General features: G+C 59.8%; 11 protein-coding genes and 2 riboswitches. Of the genes, 7 read left to right on the top strand and 4 right to left on the bottom strand.

Translation table 11 applies throughout. The features are described from left to right. Nucleotides 1–58: 58 nt before the first annotated feature. The gene (locus ACW4YW_RS11890; protein WP_457137742.1) at nucleotides 59–2,560 is read left to right on the top strand and encodes a TonB-dependent siderophore receptor; all 2,502 of its coding nucleotides are present in this window, start codon (nucleotides 59–61) and stop codon (nucleotides 2,558–2,560) included. Between the two features lie 41 nt (nucleotides 2,561–2,601). Here the strand turns inward: ACW4YW_RS11890 and ACW4YW_RS11895 are convergent, their stop codons facing one another. Then, entirely contained in the window at nucleotides 2,602–2,847 is a 246-nt protein-coding gene (locus ACW4YW_RS11895; protein ID WP_457137743.1) for a hypothetical protein, read from the bottom strand. Nucleotides 2,848–2,968: 121 nt separating this feature from the next. Between ACW4YW_RS11895 and ACW4YW_RS11900 the strand changes: the two genes are divergently transcribed. The 5 genes from ACW4YW_RS11900 (at nucleotide 2,969) to ACW4YW_RS11920 (ending at nucleotide 9,584) form a co-directional block, all read left to right on the top strand. Then, nucleotides 2,969–3,568: a protein-S-isoprenylcysteine O-methyltransferase gene (locus ACW4YW_RS11900; RefSeq protein WP_457137744.1), complete on the top strand. Its 600-nt coding sequence runs from the start codon at nucleotides 2,969–2,971 to the stop codon at nucleotides 3,566–3,568. Nucleotides 3,569–3,743: 175 nt separating this feature from the next. Then, nucleotides 3,744–4,244, top strand: coding sequence for a sigma-70 family RNA polymerase sigma factor (locus ACW4YW_RS11905; RefSeq protein WP_457137745.1), 501 nt, complete (start codon nucleotides 3,744–3,746; stop codon nucleotides 4,242–4,244). After that, nucleotides 4,225–5,211, top strand: a complete 987-nt coding sequence (locus ACW4YW_RS11910; protein ID WP_457137746.1) for a FecR domain-containing protein — start codon at nucleotides 4,225–4,227, stop codon at nucleotides 5,209–5,211. Before ACW4YW_RS11905 ends, ACW4YW_RS11910 begins: the two co-directional genes overlap by 20 nt. A gap of 96 nt (nucleotides 5,212–5,307) precedes the next feature. Further along, nucleotides 5,308–8,040, top strand: coding sequence for a TonB-dependent receptor domain-containing protein (locus ACW4YW_RS11915; protein WP_457137747.1), 2,733 nt, complete (start codon nucleotides 5,308–5,310; stop codon nucleotides 8,038–8,040). A 119-nt stretch (nucleotides 8,041–8,159) separates the two neighbouring features. After that, nucleotides 8,160–9,584: a sulfatase family protein gene (locus ACW4YW_RS11920; protein WP_457137748.1), complete on the top strand. Its 1,425-nt coding sequence runs from the start codon at nucleotides 8,160–8,162 to the stop codon at nucleotides 9,582–9,584. An 88-nt stretch (nucleotides 9,585–9,672) separates the two neighbouring features. Here the strand turns inward: ACW4YW_RS11920 and ACW4YW_RS11925 are convergent, their stop codons facing one another. The 3 genes from ACW4YW_RS11925 to ACW4YW_RS11935 form a co-directional block, all read right to left on the bottom strand. Beyond that, complete coding sequence (locus ACW4YW_RS11925) at nucleotides 9,673–10,935, bottom strand: MgtC/SapB family protein (RefSeq protein ID WP_457137749.1); 1,263 nt, start codon at nucleotides 10,933–10,935, stop codon at nucleotides 9,673–9,675. Between the two features lie 97 nt (nucleotides 10,936–11,032). Continuing rightward, nucleotides 11,033–12,322 (bottom strand): LLM class flavin-dependent oxidoreductase, encoded by a 1,290-nt coding sequence (locus ACW4YW_RS11930; protein ID WP_457137750.1) that lies wholly within the window; start codon nucleotides 12,320–12,322, stop codon nucleotides 11,033–11,035. A 132-nt stretch (nucleotides 12,323–12,454) separates the two neighbouring features. Next, nucleotides 12,455–13,240 (bottom strand): 3-oxoacyl-ACP reductase, encoded by a 786-nt coding sequence (locus ACW4YW_RS11935; protein ID WP_457137751.1) that lies wholly within the window; start codon nucleotides 13,238–13,240, stop codon nucleotides 12,455–12,457. A gap of 47 nt (nucleotides 13,241–13,287) precedes the next feature. Next, a riboswitch (TPP riboswitch) is annotated at nucleotides 13,288–13,393 on the bottom strand. Between the two features lie 106 nt (nucleotides 13,394–13,499). Next, a riboswitch (TPP riboswitch) is annotated at nucleotides 13,500–13,603 on the top strand. 49 nt (nucleotides 13,604–13,652) lie between these two features. Between ACW4YW_RS11935 and ACW4YW_RS11940 the strand changes: the two genes are divergently transcribed. Beyond that, the gene (locus ACW4YW_RS11940; protein ID WP_457137752.1) at nucleotides 13,653–15,104 is read left to right on the top strand and encodes a sodium:solute symporter family transporter; all 1,452 of its coding nucleotides are present in this window, start codon (nucleotides 13,653–13,655) and stop codon (nucleotides 15,102–15,104) included. Nucleotides 15,105–15,172: the final 68 nt, after the last annotated feature.

Genomic DNA, 15,172 nt, shown 5'->3' on the forward strand with positions numbered 1-15,172 from the left:
TAAGACAAGAGCACCTGTTCACGGTGCCATTGCCAACTTGAACCAGAGGGAGAACCACATGGCCGCCACGCCATTCGCCAAGAAAAAAATCACACACGCCATCCTGCTCGGCCTGGCCCTGGGCAGCAGCATTTCCGCCATGCCGCGCCTGCATGCGGCGGAGCAGCAAGCCAACACCGCCACTCAGCAGTATGCGATTGCCGCAGGCACACTGGACTCGGCCCTGGGCGAATTCGGCCGCATCAGCGGCCGCATGGTCGCCATCGACCCGGCGCTGACAAATGGTATAGGCAGCAAAGGATTGCAAGGCCGATACACTGAACAGCAGGCGTTATCAGCATTGCTACTGGGAACTGGCCTGGAAGCGGTTGCAGCAGAAAACGGCGGTTATCGCTTGAGAAAGGCGAGCAGCATTGCAGGCGATGCAGCAGCATCCTCCCCCGGCAACACTACCCTGCCCGAGGTGGCAGTGACTGCTAGCCAGGAAAGAAACAGCATCACCGAAGGCACCCGCAACTACGCCCAGAGCGGCCCGAGCAGCACCGCTACCAAATTGAACATCAGCCTGCGCGAAACGCCGCAGACGGTTAGCGTGATGACTCGCCAGCGCATTGAGGATGAGGCGCTGCTGGACGTCAAGGACGTGCTGAATAAGACGCCCGGCATCAAGGTTGTCGAATTGGGGCCGGAGCGTTACTCGATTGGCTCGCGTGGTTACGGGATTACCAACTATCAGTTGGACGGCGTCGGCACCCACTCCGATATCACAACTCATAACATTACGCAGAATATTGCCGATCTTGTGATCTACGACCGCGTCGAAGTCCTGCGCGGCGCCTCCGGTTTACTCACCGGCGCTGGCGACCCATCAGGCGTCATCAATCTGGTGCGCAAGAAACCGACCAGCGAATTTCAGGCTCACATAGCCGGTAATATCGGCGCGTGGAGCCAGCGCCGTGCCGAAGTCGACGTATCTGGTCCGTTGAACGAAGCTGGAAACCTGCGCGGTCGCCTCGTTGCCGCGTGGCAGAAGAAGGACAGCTTTGTCGATTACCACGAGAACGAAAAGAAAGTGCTGTATGGCGTCGTCGAGGCCGATCTGAACGACCGCACGCGCTTGACCGTGGGCATCGACCACCAGATCAGCGACACCAAGGGGTCGTGGTACGGTATTGGCCAGCCGATGTTCTTCAGTAACGGCGAGCAGACGAAGTTCTCCCGCTCCAAGAGTTTTTCCAGCAGGGACAACTTCAGCGATTTGAAGACGACCAACGCCTTCCTGACGTTGGAACAAGGACTGGCGGCCGACTGGAAGCTCAAGCTGTCGGCCAACTACCTGCATGGCGAGCGGGATTACCGGACGACATTCCTGAACAGCCTATATTCATTCCCCGACAAACTGACCGGCAATGGTTTGCAATTGGATGCCACGCAAGGCAAAAACAAGCAGACCCAGAAGAATCTGGACATCAACCTGCAAGGGCCATTCGAGCTGTTCGGCCGGCAACATGAAGCCGTGCTTGGCTTCAACTATCTGAATTACGAGGACTTGTCTGACATCGAAGTCGACACGGGCGGCGTACACGGAACCCCGGCCAACATCTACACCTGGAACAACCGTGGCCACGGCACCCACTACGTCGGCTCCAGCGATTCCGACACTTTCGTACGTCAGACCGGCTTTTACGCTGCCAGCCGTTTCTCGCTGAGCGACCGGATCAAGACCATCGTCGGCGTCAACGTGTACAACCATCGCAACTCTTACATCCTCGACAACTACCTCTACGACTACTACAGCGCCACCCGAGCGAAGGAAAGCGGCGTAGTCACGCCTTACGCTGGTATCACCTACGAGCTGACACCCGAGCATACCCTGTACGCCAGCTATACCACCATCTACAAGCCGCAGACCGTGCAGAACCGCTCCGGCGCTATGCTTGATCCGCGCGAGGGCGTCAATTATGAACTGGGTGTAAAAAGCGAATTCTTCGGCGGCAGGATCACCAGCAGCGCATCGGTTTATCAAATCAGGCAAGATAATCTGGCCGTGGTCGATTCTGGCTATACCGTGCCCGGCACTATGACCAGCGCCTACCGTGCGGTCAATGGTGCAAAAACCACTGGTGTCGACCTGGAGATCAACGGTGAGTTGCTGCACGGCTGGAATATGGCAGCTTCCTACACTTATGGTCGTACCGAAGACGATGATGGCGACCGGATCAACACGGTCTATCCCGAGCATCTGGTCAAGCTGTGGACGACTTACCGACTTACTGGCGCCTTGCACAAGCTGACGGTAGGTGGCGGCGTGGATTGGCAGAGCAAAATCTACTACACGGCCAGCCCGTGGTGGGTCGGGCGTGACATCACCGCCAAACAGAGTGCCTACGCAGTCGCCAACCTGATGGCGCGTTACGACCTCAACGAAAAAGTAGCGCTCTCCCTGAACGTGAACAATTTATTCGACAAAACCTATTTCAGTTCACTTGAAGATACGTTCTACAGCGGCATGTATGGAGCACCTCGCAGCGCCATGCTGAATTTGCGATACAAATTTTAAGCATTGGTGGATAAGCCAGCCAAAAACCGGCTTATCCACCGTTATTGTCTACATTCCTTTTTTACCCCAACTTCACTAGCTTCCCCCTGCCCCGCCAACTGCAACAAAAACTGCCCCACCTGCTCCGCGCAATCCAGAGGAAACAACAACTCCTGCTGGCGAATGTTTTCCATTGCCCCATCCATGCCGATCACGGTGATTCTGACTTCTTTGTATTCCGTCGTTTCCACCGAGATCATCGGCCGGTCCAGGATCACCATATTGGCTTTTTTCTGGTTGTCTGCCATGCGCACTCTTCCTTGAAAAGGGCGGCATCATATCAAATCCCGTTGCCCTCGTTGAGTATTGTTGTATGCAATTCGCCACGAATATAGAATGAGAATAATTCCCAATTCAATATCTACCACCATGGACCGTACGCTCACGCTTGGCATCCTCTTGGCCGCTATCCTGCTCAGCAGCCTGATTCGTACCCCGTATGCCTTGCGCAGGCGGCGCATCAAAATCAACAGCAGCGACAAAGACCTGCAGGAGCGCATTCTGCTCGGGCTGGCGGGCGTGGGGATGATGCTATTGCCTTTGGTATACACGGCGACTTCGTGGCTCGATTTTGCCGATTACGGTTTTCAGCCCTGGGCTGGATGGGCCGGCAGCTTCATCATGCTGGCCGCGATGTGGCTATTCTGGCGCAGCCACCACGACCTCGGTGACAATTGGTCGGTGACTTTGGAAATCCGCGACCAGCAAGGCCTGGTGATGCACGGGGTTTACCGTTCCATGCGCCACCCGATGTACGCCTCGATATGGCTATGGTGCATTGCTCAGGCATTGCTGGTCGCCAACTGGTTGGTCGGGCCGGCCGGGTTGCTAGCTTTCGGCCTGATGTACTGGCTGCGAGTACCGCGCGAGGAAGCCATGATGCTGCGTGAGTTCGGCAGTGAATATGCGCAATACATGCAGCGCAGCGGCCGCATAATGCCGTTTGGGCAACATCCCCCCGCGCATTGAACTTTCAATTCGGATAGCTTCCGCTTGTAGGCGAAAATCAACAAACAACTATACTAATAATTATTAATTATATTTCACCGAAATTATGATGTGATAAATTAATAAACAAATAGGCAAGCCCTCATTCATGCATCCGGCAATGGCGCTGGGAATTTGTTCACAACCGCACCGCATTATGAATACTGAACATTTATATCTGCAGCACCATTCATGGCTTTTCGGCTGGCTGCGCGGCAAGCTCGGTTGCCATGCCCAGGCGGCAGATATTGCGCATGACACTTTCCTCAAGTTGCTGCTCAAACCCCACCCGGCAAAACTGCAAGAGCCTCGCGCCTTCCTGCTCACCATCGCGCGCGGCCTGGTCATAGACCACTGGCGGCGCGAAGACCTGCACCGGGCCTGGCAGGAGGCAATGCATGCCCTGCCCTTGGACGCCGTACCTTCATTGGAGCAGCAGCACATCGTGTTGTCGACGCTGGAAGCCATCGCCCAGTCGCTTGAAAAGCTCAAGCCCAGGGTGCGCCACGCCTTCCTCCTTGCCCAGCTCGAGGAAAAACCTTATGCGGAGATCGCAAAGGCGCTCAGCGTGTCCGTGCGGACGGTGGAGCGCTATGTGGCAGAGGCGCTTTTTCAATGCTACCAGCTGCGCTTCGGCGATGACATCGCCGCGACTTGACGACACACTGGTCAAGCAGGCAATCGACTGGCTGGTGAAGCTGCAAAGCAATCGCGGAAACGCCGCCGTGCTTGCAGCATGCACGGCATGGCGCCAGGCTGACCCGCGGCACGAGCTGGCCTGGCAGCGCGTCAGCCTCATGCACGGCGAGATGCGGGAAAACCTGCATGCCCTGCCGGACAACGCCCAGGCGGCGCAAGTACTGCAAACCACCATGCAGCGCACGCAAAAACGCCGCTCCCTCAAACTGCTCACCCTGGCAATACTCGCTGGCAGCTCGACGCTGATCGGGCGCGAGATCGCGCCGTGGCAGCAATGGATCGCGGATTACAATACCGACATCGGAGAGCGCCGCAGCTTCACGCTGGCCGACGGCAGCGAACTGTTCCTCAATACCGATAGCGCCGTGGACATCCGTTTCGACGAGAACCGGCGCCTGATTGTATTGAACAAGGGCGAAATCATGGTTTCAAGCGGCCCGGATGCGCACTCCCCCCGCAAAAGACCGCTATGTGTGCAAACCCGGGACGTGTTGCTGGAAGCGATCGGCACCCGTTTCGTGGTGCGGCTGGAAGACGACGCCACCCTGCTCAGCATGCAGCAAGGCAAAGTCGCCATGACGCCTTCGGCGTTTCACTCGCCGCAGGAAGTGGCTGAAGCGGGCCAGCATTTTCTCATCCACCAGGATCATCTCGATCTTGTGCAAACGCCCATCGAGGCGGACGGCTGGACCCAGGGCGCCCTGGTCGTCAAGGATATGCGCCTGGCGGACTTCATTGCCGAAGTCGCCCGCTACCGACCGGGTTATATCAAGTGCGACCCATCCGTGGCCGAGCTGCGCCTGTCGGGCGTATTCCAGCTCGACGACACCGACAAGCTGCTCAGCCTTTTGCCGCGCAGGCTGCCGGTCGCCATCCATTACAAAACGCGCTGGTGGGTCAGCGTGGGCCGCCGGGCATCAATTTAAATTTTATTCATTTATTTTTGTCGGGTTTGAGTTCGTGGTTCGGCATATCCCATGTAAGGCAATCATGCCGTCCATGAATGTATGCAAAGGAAACCCATGCACGCCCACAAGAAGCCACAACGATCCAGACTGGCGCTGAAGCTGTCCAGCAGCCTGATTGCCGTCTCACTTGGCATCTCGCTGCCCGCAGCGCTACAAGCGGCAGAAGCGCAGCCCCAGCAGCAAGCCGCGCAGCGCGAATACCATATCCCGGCCGAGCCGCTGACCGATGCGCTCAACCAGTTCGCCAAGCAAGCCGGCGTCAATATCCTGTTCACGCCGGAGCAGGTACGCAACCTGCGCAGCCACGACCTGCAAGGCAGCTACACCACGGAATCAGGCCTCAGCACCCTGCTCCAGGGCACCGGCCTGGTCGCACGAAGAAGCGCGGCAGGCTATACGCTGGAAAGAACTTCCCAATCAGCCGCTGACAACAAGCCGCTGGCATTGGACGCCGCGCAGCAGACAGCGTTGGTGGAGGCAAGCACCCCGGCGCTGGGCTTGGTGGTGGTTACCTCGCGCAACCGTGAGGAAATCGCCCAGGACATCCCGATTCCGGTGTCCGTATTCGGCGCGGAAAAGCTGGACCGGGAACGCATCGTCACCATCGACGACCTGACGCGCATCACGCCGGGGCTGACCGCGACCATCCCCAACTCGCGCCGCTCGGGCATCTCCATCCGCGGCATCGGTAAAACCACGGTCAACGAGGCGATGGAAGCCGGTGTTGGCGTCATCGTCGACGACGTTTACCTCAGCCATCCCGGCATGAGCTTCCTCGACTTCACCGACATCGACCGCGTCGAGGTCATGCGCGGCCCGCAAGGCACCTTGAAAGGCAAGAATACGACCCTGGGCGTGGTCCAGTACGTGAGCAAGGAACCCACCTTCACGCGACAAGCCTATTTCGAGGGCGAAGTCGGCGCGCAGCAGAACGGCAGCGACTTCCCGGGCGCGATGCGCGCACGCGGCTCCATCTCTGACGCCCTGGTGGATGGCGTAGCGGCTTACCGTGCTTCATTCTTCTTCGACAGGCAGGAAGGCGACCTGGAAAACACCAATCCCAACACGCTTTCCGACCAGCGTTTCCACGAACGTAACCGCCGGGGCGGCAAGGTGCAATTGCTGCTGACGCCGACTGAGGATTTCAGCGCGAAATTCAGCGTGGATTATTCGGAACTGTCCGAATACAGCAACACCCGGCCGTTCCAGGAAGACCCGACGGCCTTCGCCACCGGCGCAAACCGGCCCATCAGCTACAGCTCGCGCCTGGCACGGGGCTACTTCAACGGCTACCAGCCCATCATCGGCTCCAAGGACAAGCTCGACGTCGGCCAGGTGGAGCCTGTGAAAACCAGGAACTACGGCGCCTCCGCCAAGCTGGACTGGAACCTGGGCTCGCATGTGTTGACCTCGATCACCGCCTATCGCAAATATTCCTTCACCGGCATCAACGACCTCGATCAGACCCGGTATGATATTGCCCAATTCGGCGCTTTCGTCGACACCAAGCAATGGTCGCAGGAGTTCCGCCTGGCTTCCGATATCGGCGAGGTCATCGATTACCAGGTCGGTTTTTTCTACCTGCACAGCGAAACCAACCAGATCAACCATACCCAGTACGGCAGCGATGCCGGCGCGTTCTATGCCAACGCGGCGCAATACACTGCTTTAAGCGGCAATTCTTCCCTGCTGCAGCAATCATTGAACGGCCTGAGATCGTACAGCCGCTTCACGCCGGAAACCGACAGTTACGCCGCCTTCGGCCAGTTGAACTGGCATTTGACCGAGAAAGCCACCCTGACCCTGGGCCTGCGCAACACCTATGAAATCAAGGACAGCACAGCCCAGAAATGGACCGAGGGCAATGACGGCGGTTTTGGCGACGCCACTGCCGAAGCCATCCGCAGCAATGTCATAGGCAACGTATATGCGCGCCGCGATGGCGAAAGGATCAAGGACAATTCCGTCTCCTGGCTCATCAGCCCCAATTACAAGGTTAACGACGACCTGATGTTCTATGCCTCTGCGGCCGGCGGGGAGAAATCCGGCGGCGTATCATTCGTCACCGGCACCGGCCAGCCGCTCAATGCCGATCCGGAAAAGGTGCTGGACTTCGAGTTCGGCTTCAAGGGGCTGTTCCTCGACCGCAAATTGATGCTGAACACCAACTTCTACCGCACCCGCGTCAGGGGCTACCAATCCACCACCACGGTCATAGATCCCTCTTCCACCAGCGGTTACAGCTCGCAGCTGGGCAACATTCCTGAAATCACCGCGACGGGTGTCGAGGTTGAAGGCGCATACCGGGCGACAGACAGATGGACGTTCACCTTTGCCGGCGCCTACAACCGCGCCAAATACGCAGACTGGGATGGCGCCACTTGCCCAACCGAACTCAACCTTCCCATCACCACCACATGCGACAACACCGGCAGGCAGATTTCCTCCGCGCCCAAGCTGACCGGTATTTTCGGCTTCCACTACACTCGCCCGATCTGGGGAGGGCTCAAGGCACAAGCCTTCATGAGCACCGTCGTCCGCTCGAAGCAGAATCTTGACATCCTGCTTTCCGAATACGGCGAGCAAGGCGGCTATTCCGTCACCGACGGCGGCTTCGGCATCATCGGCGGCAAGAAGGACAACTGGGAGCTCAACATCGTCGGCAAGAACATCTTCGACAAGGTGTATACCACCAGCATCGGCTCCTATAACGCCACGACCCCAGTGCTTTGGGACGGTATCGGCCAGCGCCGCTACCTGGGCGTGGTATTCCGCACCAAGTTCTAAGCGCGGCCAACAAAACGCTCCTGGCGTTGTTAGCCGCTCCAAGTGAGTGAAACACACCCCGGCAATGTTGGCATTGCCGGGCTTGCATACTTTTATGCTCTGATTGAAGGGAAAATATCGTGACACAATTCAAACCAACACGCCGCCGGATTCTGCAAGCCGTTCCCGCACTGGCGATACTGCCTTACGCCGGCCTGGCAAATGCCGCGCTCGGCAGCAACGGGACAAAGCATCAACCCAACATTATCTTCATCATGGCCGACGACCTCGGCTATGCCGACCTGGGCGTCTACGGCCAGACCGCGTTCAAGACGCCCAACCTGGACAAGCTCGCCCAGCAGGGATTGCGCCTCACCCAGACCTATGCCAACTCTTGCGTGTGCTCGGCCACCAGGTTCGCATTGATCACCGGCCGCTACCAGTACCGCCTGCGCGGCGGGCTGGAAGAACCGCTCGCAGGCAGCAGCGTGGAACACCTTGGCCTGCCTCCCGAGCACCCGACCCTGCCCTCGTTGCTGAAGAAAGCCGGCTACAACACCGCGCTGTTCGGCAAGTGGCACCTGGGCTCGCTGCCGAAATTCGGGCCGCTCAAAAGCGGCTATGACGTGTTCTTCGGCAACTACGCCGGGGCGCTGGACTATTTCACGCACAAGCCCGGCGTTGGTTCCGATGTGCCTGACGGCTTGTATGAGGGCGAAGTGCCGGTCAAGGAAGTCGGCTACTACACCGACATCGTGGCAAACCACGCCAGCCAATACATAGGCAAGCAAACTGCCGCCAAGCCTTTCTTCCTTTCCCTGCATTTCACCGCTCCGCACTGGCCCTGGGAAGGCCCGGGAGATGAAGCCGTGTCGCATGAGATCAAGAACCTGTTCCACCTGGACGGCGGCAGCCTCGAAACCTACGGCAAGATGGTCGAAGCCCTGGACGCAGCGGTGGGCCGCGTGCTGAACACGCTGCAACAACAAGGGCTGGCGGACAATACCATCGTCGTCTTTACCAGCGACAACGGCGGCGAACGCTTCTCCAACACCTGGCCGTTCAGCGGCCAGAAGACCGAACTGCTGGAAGGCGGCATCCGCGTGCCAGGCATTATCCGCTGGCCCGCACAGATCAAGGCGGGACAAGTCTCCAGCCAGGTAGTCACCAGCATGGATTGGCTGCCCACCCTGCTTGCCGCTGCCGGCGCGCAGCCAGATGCCCGGTATCAGCCGGACGGTGCAAATGTGCTGCCCGTCATCCTGGGGCAAACAGCTATCCAGCCCCGCACCCTGTTCTGGCGTTACAAAGGACAAGAACAGGCAGCCGCCCGTTCTGGGGATTGGAAATACCTGAAAATCAACGGCAACGAATTCCTGTTCGACCTGGGCAAGGACCAGCGCGAACGCGCCAACCTGGCCGAGAAACATCCGCAGGTGCTGGCCGAGCTCAAGGAAAAATGGCAGCAGTGGAACAACAGCATGCTGCCGATCACCCCGGATGTGCGCTCGCACAGCGTGAACGGCAAGATGCAGGCGGACAAATACGGCGTGCCTGCGCCTTAAACGCTACTTACGAAATCCTGCTGCGACATACTGACGTTTGAATCTACACAAGGGCTGCAAATGCAGCCCTTATTTTTCCACCAGCCGATCAGGCTGTCATCAGCATCACCAATATGCCAGCACCCAGGCCGAGCGCCACCACGGGATAAGTGCGCAATGCCAGCTCACGCCCGCCGATGAAGCCCACCAAGGCCGCCTTGAATATGCTGTTGCTGATAACCGCCAGCACGATGCCCTGCACCGCGACATGGCTGCCAAGCTCATTGCGCGCGCTGCGCGAAAGGGACAAGGTGATCGCATCCACATCGGCGATCCCAGCCAGGAGGGAAACCAGGTAGACGCCGGCATCTCCCCAGTAACGCCTGCCCGCCTCCACCAGGAACAGGATCAATGTCAGCAGCAAGGCGAACCGCAGCGCGGGCCCTAGCTCGAACGGGTTGCGCAGCGGGGTTTCAGCGTTTGCCGGCTCTTCCTTGACAGCCCGCCGCCAGAAAACAGCCGCCCCTGCCATATAGACCAGGAACATGGTGCCCAGCGACCAGGCCAGCGGCGGCAACAGGGAGGCATTGACGACGGCGACTTCCAGCAGCACGCGCGGGAACATCAGGCCCGACGTAGCCAGCAATCCGGCAGCGAGCAGCTTGTGCAGGCTCTTGGAAGACAAGCGCGACAGGGTCAATGTCATGGCCGTGGAGGAAACCAGGCTGCCGAGGATGGCGGTGAGCATCAAGCCGTAGCGCGTGCCGGTCAGGCGCACGGCAATATAGGCAATGAAGCTGAGGGCGGCGATCAGCACCACCATCCACCAGGTGGTGTAAGGATTGAATACCTGCCAGGGGTCGTAAGTCTGGTTCGGCAGCACCGGCAGCATGACCACGGAGATGAACAGCAGCTTCAACGCGCCGGAAAGCTCGGTCTCGCTCAAGCGTTTCAGCAGCGAATGCAGCACATTCTTGAGGCTAAGCAGCAAAGCCACCACCACCGCCCCGGCGCTGGCGAGCATGACGTAATCCGAGAGCGCCAGGCTGCCCAGCAGGAAAGTGATCAACAGCGCCAGCTCGCTGGTAATGCCTTGGTCTCCGGTACGGCGCAAATCACCGACATAGGCGATGCTGACGACCAGCATCAGCGCCACCAGCACCGTCACCCAGACCGCTATGCCGAGATGCTGACTGAGCAAGGCGCTCAAGCCGCCGAGCAGGCCGGTGAGGGCAAAAGTACGTATCCCCGCGCTCTGGTAGGACTCCTTCTCGTCGCGCTCCTGCCAGCCACGCTCGGCGCCGATCAATAGTCCTGCCCCCAGGGCGATGAGCAGGTTGAGCATGACTTCTATAGAAATGGACGCAGGCATAAGGTAGCTTTCTCAAACAATACTTAGAGCCTGTTCATCATACATGAGGGCGCAATATCCGAAACAGGCTCCGGAAACGGGAAAAGCCTAGCCCATGCTACTTTCTCGCAGGCCTCGCCAGGCCCAGGTGGCCGCGCAATGTCGCGTGCTCGTAATCTTCGCGGAACAGGCCGCGCCGCTGCAGGATGGGAATCACCTGGTCGACGAAATCCCGCACGCTGTCGGGCTGCACCGGCGGCATCAGGTTGAAGCCGTCGGCGCCGCCGTTGTGGAACCAATGTTCCATCTCGTTCGCCACCTGTTCCGGCGTGCCGACCATGGTGCAATGCCCTCCTCCGGCGGCCAGGCGGCCCAATAGCTGGCGCACCGTGGGCCGCTCGGTTTCGATAATGCGCAGCACGGTGGCATAGCGCCCCTTGGGGCCGGTGAAGGCCTCCAGCGGCGGCAATGGCGGCACCGGGGCGTCGAGCTCCCAATCCAAGCAGTCCTGGTCGATGAACAACTGCAATTGCCGCAACGAGGTTTCCGCTGGCAACAGTTCATCCAGCTCGCGCTGCTTGGCGCGCGCCCCTTCTTCAGTCGAGCCGATGAAAGTCACCAGGCCTGGCAGGATGGGCACGTCCACCTGCCGCCCGGCGGCCTTGACCCTGGCCTTGACGTCGCGGTAATAGGCCTGGGCCGATGGCAAGTCGTAGGCCACGGCATAGATCGCCTCGGCGTATTTCGCCGCCAGCGCGCGTCCATGGTCGGAAGCCCCGGCCTGGAACAGCACGGGGTTGCCTTGCGGCGGACGCGGCACGGTCAACGGCCCGTCGACGAGGAAATGCCTGCCATGGTGGTTGATCTGGCGCACCCGGCTTTCGTCGACGTAATCTCCGGCGCGGTCGTTGAGCAAGGCGCCGTCGTCCCAGCTATCCCACAACTGCAATACCGCCTGGATGAACTCTTCCGCCCGGGCATAACGCTCGGCGTGGCCTGGCATGGCCTCATAGCCATGGTTCCTGGCCTCGACGTCGAACATGGAAGTCACCACGTTCCAGCCCGCGCGCCCGCCGGAAATATGATCGAGCGAGGCCATGAGCCGCGCGGCATGGAACGGCGTGAAGAAGGTGCTGGAAATCGTGCTCACCAAGCCGATGTGCCGGGTGGCGCGGCTGATGGCGGTGAGCATGGTCACCGGCTCCAGGAACCAGCGCGGGCCGTCGGTGATATTGTTGGTGGCGTGGCCGTCGGCAAGGAACACCGCATCGAGCTTGCCGCGCTCGGCCAGCTGCGCCATTTCCTCGTAATAGCGGATCTCGCCCAGCCGCTCGACCTGGGAATCCGGATGGCGCCAGGCTGCGTTGTGGTGGCCGCAGCCGAACAGGAACAGGTTGATGTGCATCATGGCAGAACAAGAGCCTCTTTAGTGAATTCAGGAATGGCAGGTGCAGCGATCCTGGCTAACAGCCTTGCCGCAGACAGTACAAACATTGCGGCAAAGCAGGGCAACAACGCCAGGAAGGTTTTGTCAGCCGCTCTAGTTCTTGACCAGGCCGCCATCAACCACCAGGTTCTGCCCCGTCACAGCGCGCGACCAGGGCGAGGCGAAAAACAGCACTGCGTCGGCGAACTCTTCCGGCGTGGTGACGCGGCGCAACGGCGTGCTCGCCGCAATCAGGTCGAACACGGCATCCGGCGTGGCGGCCGAGGCGTCGGTCGTGCGCAACAGGCCGCCCGACACCATATTGACGGTGATGCCGTCAGGCCCCAGGTCCTGCGACAAGGTGCGCGTGAGGGAAAGCAGCGCCGCCTTGGCGGCTGTGTAATCGTGGTAAGGCACTACCGGATTCTGGAACAGGTTGGTGCCGATATTCACCACCCGGCCGCCGCCCTGCACGCGCATGCCGGGCAAACACGCCTGGACGGTATTGAGCGCGCCGCGCACCACGCCTTCGAATTGTTGCTGCAACCCTTCCCAGCCGAGGTCATGCGCATGCGCCCGCGCATCGCCGTTGAACTTGAAGTCAGGCAAGGCGTTGTTGACCACAACGGTGATCGGCCTACCGAAATGCGTTTGCGCCTGCTGCGCCATCGCCCGTACGGCCGCGGCATCGCTCACGTCCGCCTGGATCGCCAAGGCCCGTCCCGGCGCTTCATCCGCCAAGGCCGCCGCAGCCTCCGCGCTGTGAAGGTAGTTCACAACCACGCTCGCCCCCTGGTCGAGGAAAGCGCGGGCGATATGCCGGCCCAGCCCGCGGCCCGCGCCGGTGACGAGCACGAGTTGTTCTTGAATGGGAAGTAAGGATAGAGATGGGCTGCTCATGCGATTCCTTTGCAATGTGTCATGGCAAAGGAATGCGCAGCAAAAGAGTAAGCTGCGACAGGCATTCCTCCGCCAGTATGATCTGGATCAGGTATACGGGTGTGTTCTCAGCCCTGAAGCAGATACTGCAACAAGGCACCCCGTGCCGAAAGACAGAACCATAGCATGGAATATAAAGAATTCACATCCGGCACCATGTGAAAATCACCATGAAAATCGTTATAATCTGGCACCGAAACGGCAAAACCTTATTGGGCCGTTTCAATCCTGGGGGAGCCGCTTGCGGCTGAGAAATGGCAATTGCCATGACCCTTAATACTTGATCCAGATCATGCTGGCGAAGGGAAGGAAATAGCGCATCCATCATTGTGCGTACTCCTTGTCGTTCGTCGATTACAGGAGTCACCACGCAATGCTCAGTACACAAGCCGCCCTCGCCTGGCTAGTCTTTTTCGCCGCCATGTTCGCCATTGCCGGCATGGCCTATTCGCGCAAATTCCGCGGCAACCTTGAAGAATACATCGTCGCGCGCAACAGCCAGGGCACGCTCGCCAGCATCATGACCCTGCTGGCCTCGTCGCTGGGCGCGTGGATATTGTTCTCCCCCGCGCAGGCGGCGACCTGGGGCGGCCTGACTGCCGTGATCGGCTACGCCATCGGCGCCATGTCGCCGCGCATCGCCATGATCCCGCTCGGCAAGCGCATGCGCGAACTCATGCCCAACGGCCACTCCCTCACCGAGTTCCTGGTTGCGCGCTACGGCAAGCCCATGTACCTGCTCGCACTGACCATCATGCTGTTCTACCTGTTCATCGCCATGAGCGCCGAGATCACCGCTATCGCCAAGATGGTGACATTGCTCGCGCCCGTGCCGCTTTGGGCCACTGCCGCCATCGTGCTCGGCTTCACCCTGCTCTACACCACCTACGGCGGCCTGCGCGCCTCCATCTTCACCGACAAGGTGCAGATCGTCATCATCATCCCGTTGCTGGCGGCGCTGGTCTTCATCGGCTGGCAGGCCACCGGCGGCATTGCCCCGGTCGCGGAAAAGCTGCAGCAAACCGCGCCGCAGCTGATCAACCTTGAGGATATCGGCGGCATCAAGGCCGGGCTGACCTTTTTCGTCGCCATCCTGCTCACCGGCATCTTCCACCAAGGCAACTGGCAGCGCATCTACTCCGCCAAGGACATTCCCACCATGCGCAACGGCTTCCTGCTCGGCGGCATTCTCGTCGTGCCTTTCATCTTCATCATGGGCCTATTCGGGCTGGCCTTCATGGCGATGACACCGGATGGCGACAGCTCAGTGGCCTTGTTCAGCGTGGTCATGCCCAATATCCCGCTCTGGCTGGCCGTTGCCCTGATTCCGCTCGGCATCTCGCTGGTGATGTGCAGCGCAGACACGGCCATCAGCGCCATCTCGAGCATCGTGGCAGTGGATATCGGCCGGGTGATGCCGAAGAGCAGCGCCGCCAGCCTGATGCGCCTGTCGCGATGGCTGGTGCTGCTGGTTGCGGTTCCCGTCCTGCTCGTCGCCGCGCAAGGCTATAGCGTGCTCTACCTGTTCCTGCTCGCCGACCTGCTCTGCGCCGCCGCGGCATTCCCGGTGTTCTTCGGGCTGTTCAGCCGTTCCCACACCGGCCGCGAAGCCGTCATAGGCACCACTGCAGGGCTCGCCGCCGGCCTGTCCATGTTCCCCATGCCCAACCAGCCGGTGGCGCATTTGCTGGAATCCTTCCTGCTCGCCGCCCTGGTCCCGGTCGCCGTGATTATCCTCATGCGCCTTATCAAACGCCGCCAACAGCATTTCGACCTCACCACGCTGAACAACGGCATCCGCAAACTGGATAGCGAGCAGCTTTGAGATGACACGGCCTTGTTGACAAGTCTTTCCCGACGCGGCCATTATCTAAACCGTAAGACACCGGATAT

This window comes from Methylobacillus pratensis (genome assembly GCF_054072455.1).

Excerpts from the sequence above, each read along its gene's own strand:
- ACW4YW_RS11925 (WP_457137749.1), bottom strand. The coding sequence starts at position 10,935 with ATGCCTGCGTCCATTTCTATAGAAGTCATGCTCAACCTGCTCATCGCC.
- ACW4YW_RS11935 (WP_457137751.1), bottom strand. The coding sequence starts at position 13,240 with ATGAGCAGCCCATCTCTATCCTTACTTCCCATTCAAGAACAACTCGTG.
- ACW4YW_RS11890 (WP_457137742.1), top strand. The coding sequence starts at position 59 with ATGGCCGCCACGCCATTCGCCAAGAAAAAAATCACACACGCCATCCTG.
- ACW4YW_RS11915 (WP_457137747.1), top strand. The coding sequence starts at position 5,308 with ATGCACGCCCACAAGAAGCCACAACGATCCAGACTGGCGCTGAAGCTG.
- ACW4YW_RS11910 (WP_457137746.1), top strand. The coding sequence starts at position 4,225 with ATGACATCGCCGCGACTTGACGACACACTGGTCAAGCAGGCAATCGAC.
- ACW4YW_RS11905 (WP_457137745.1), top strand. The coding sequence starts at position 3,744 with ATGAATACTGAACATTTATATCTGCAGCACCATTCATGGCTTTTCGGC.
- ACW4YW_RS11940 (WP_457137752.1), top strand. The coding sequence starts at position 13,653 with ATGCTCAGTACACAAGCCGCCCTCGCCTGGCTAGTCTTTTTCGCCGCC.
- ACW4YW_RS11900 (WP_457137744.1), top strand. The coding sequence starts at position 2,969 with ATGGACCGTACGCTCACGCTTGGCATCCTCTTGGCCGCTATCCTGCTC.
- ACW4YW_RS11895 (WP_457137743.1), bottom strand. The coding sequence starts at position 2,847 with ATGGCAGACAACCAGAAAAAAGCCAATATGGTGATCCTGGACCGGCCG.
- ACW4YW_RS11930 (WP_457137750.1), bottom strand. The coding sequence starts at position 12,322 with ATGATGCACATCAACCTGTTCCTGTTCGGCTGCGGCCACCACAACGCA.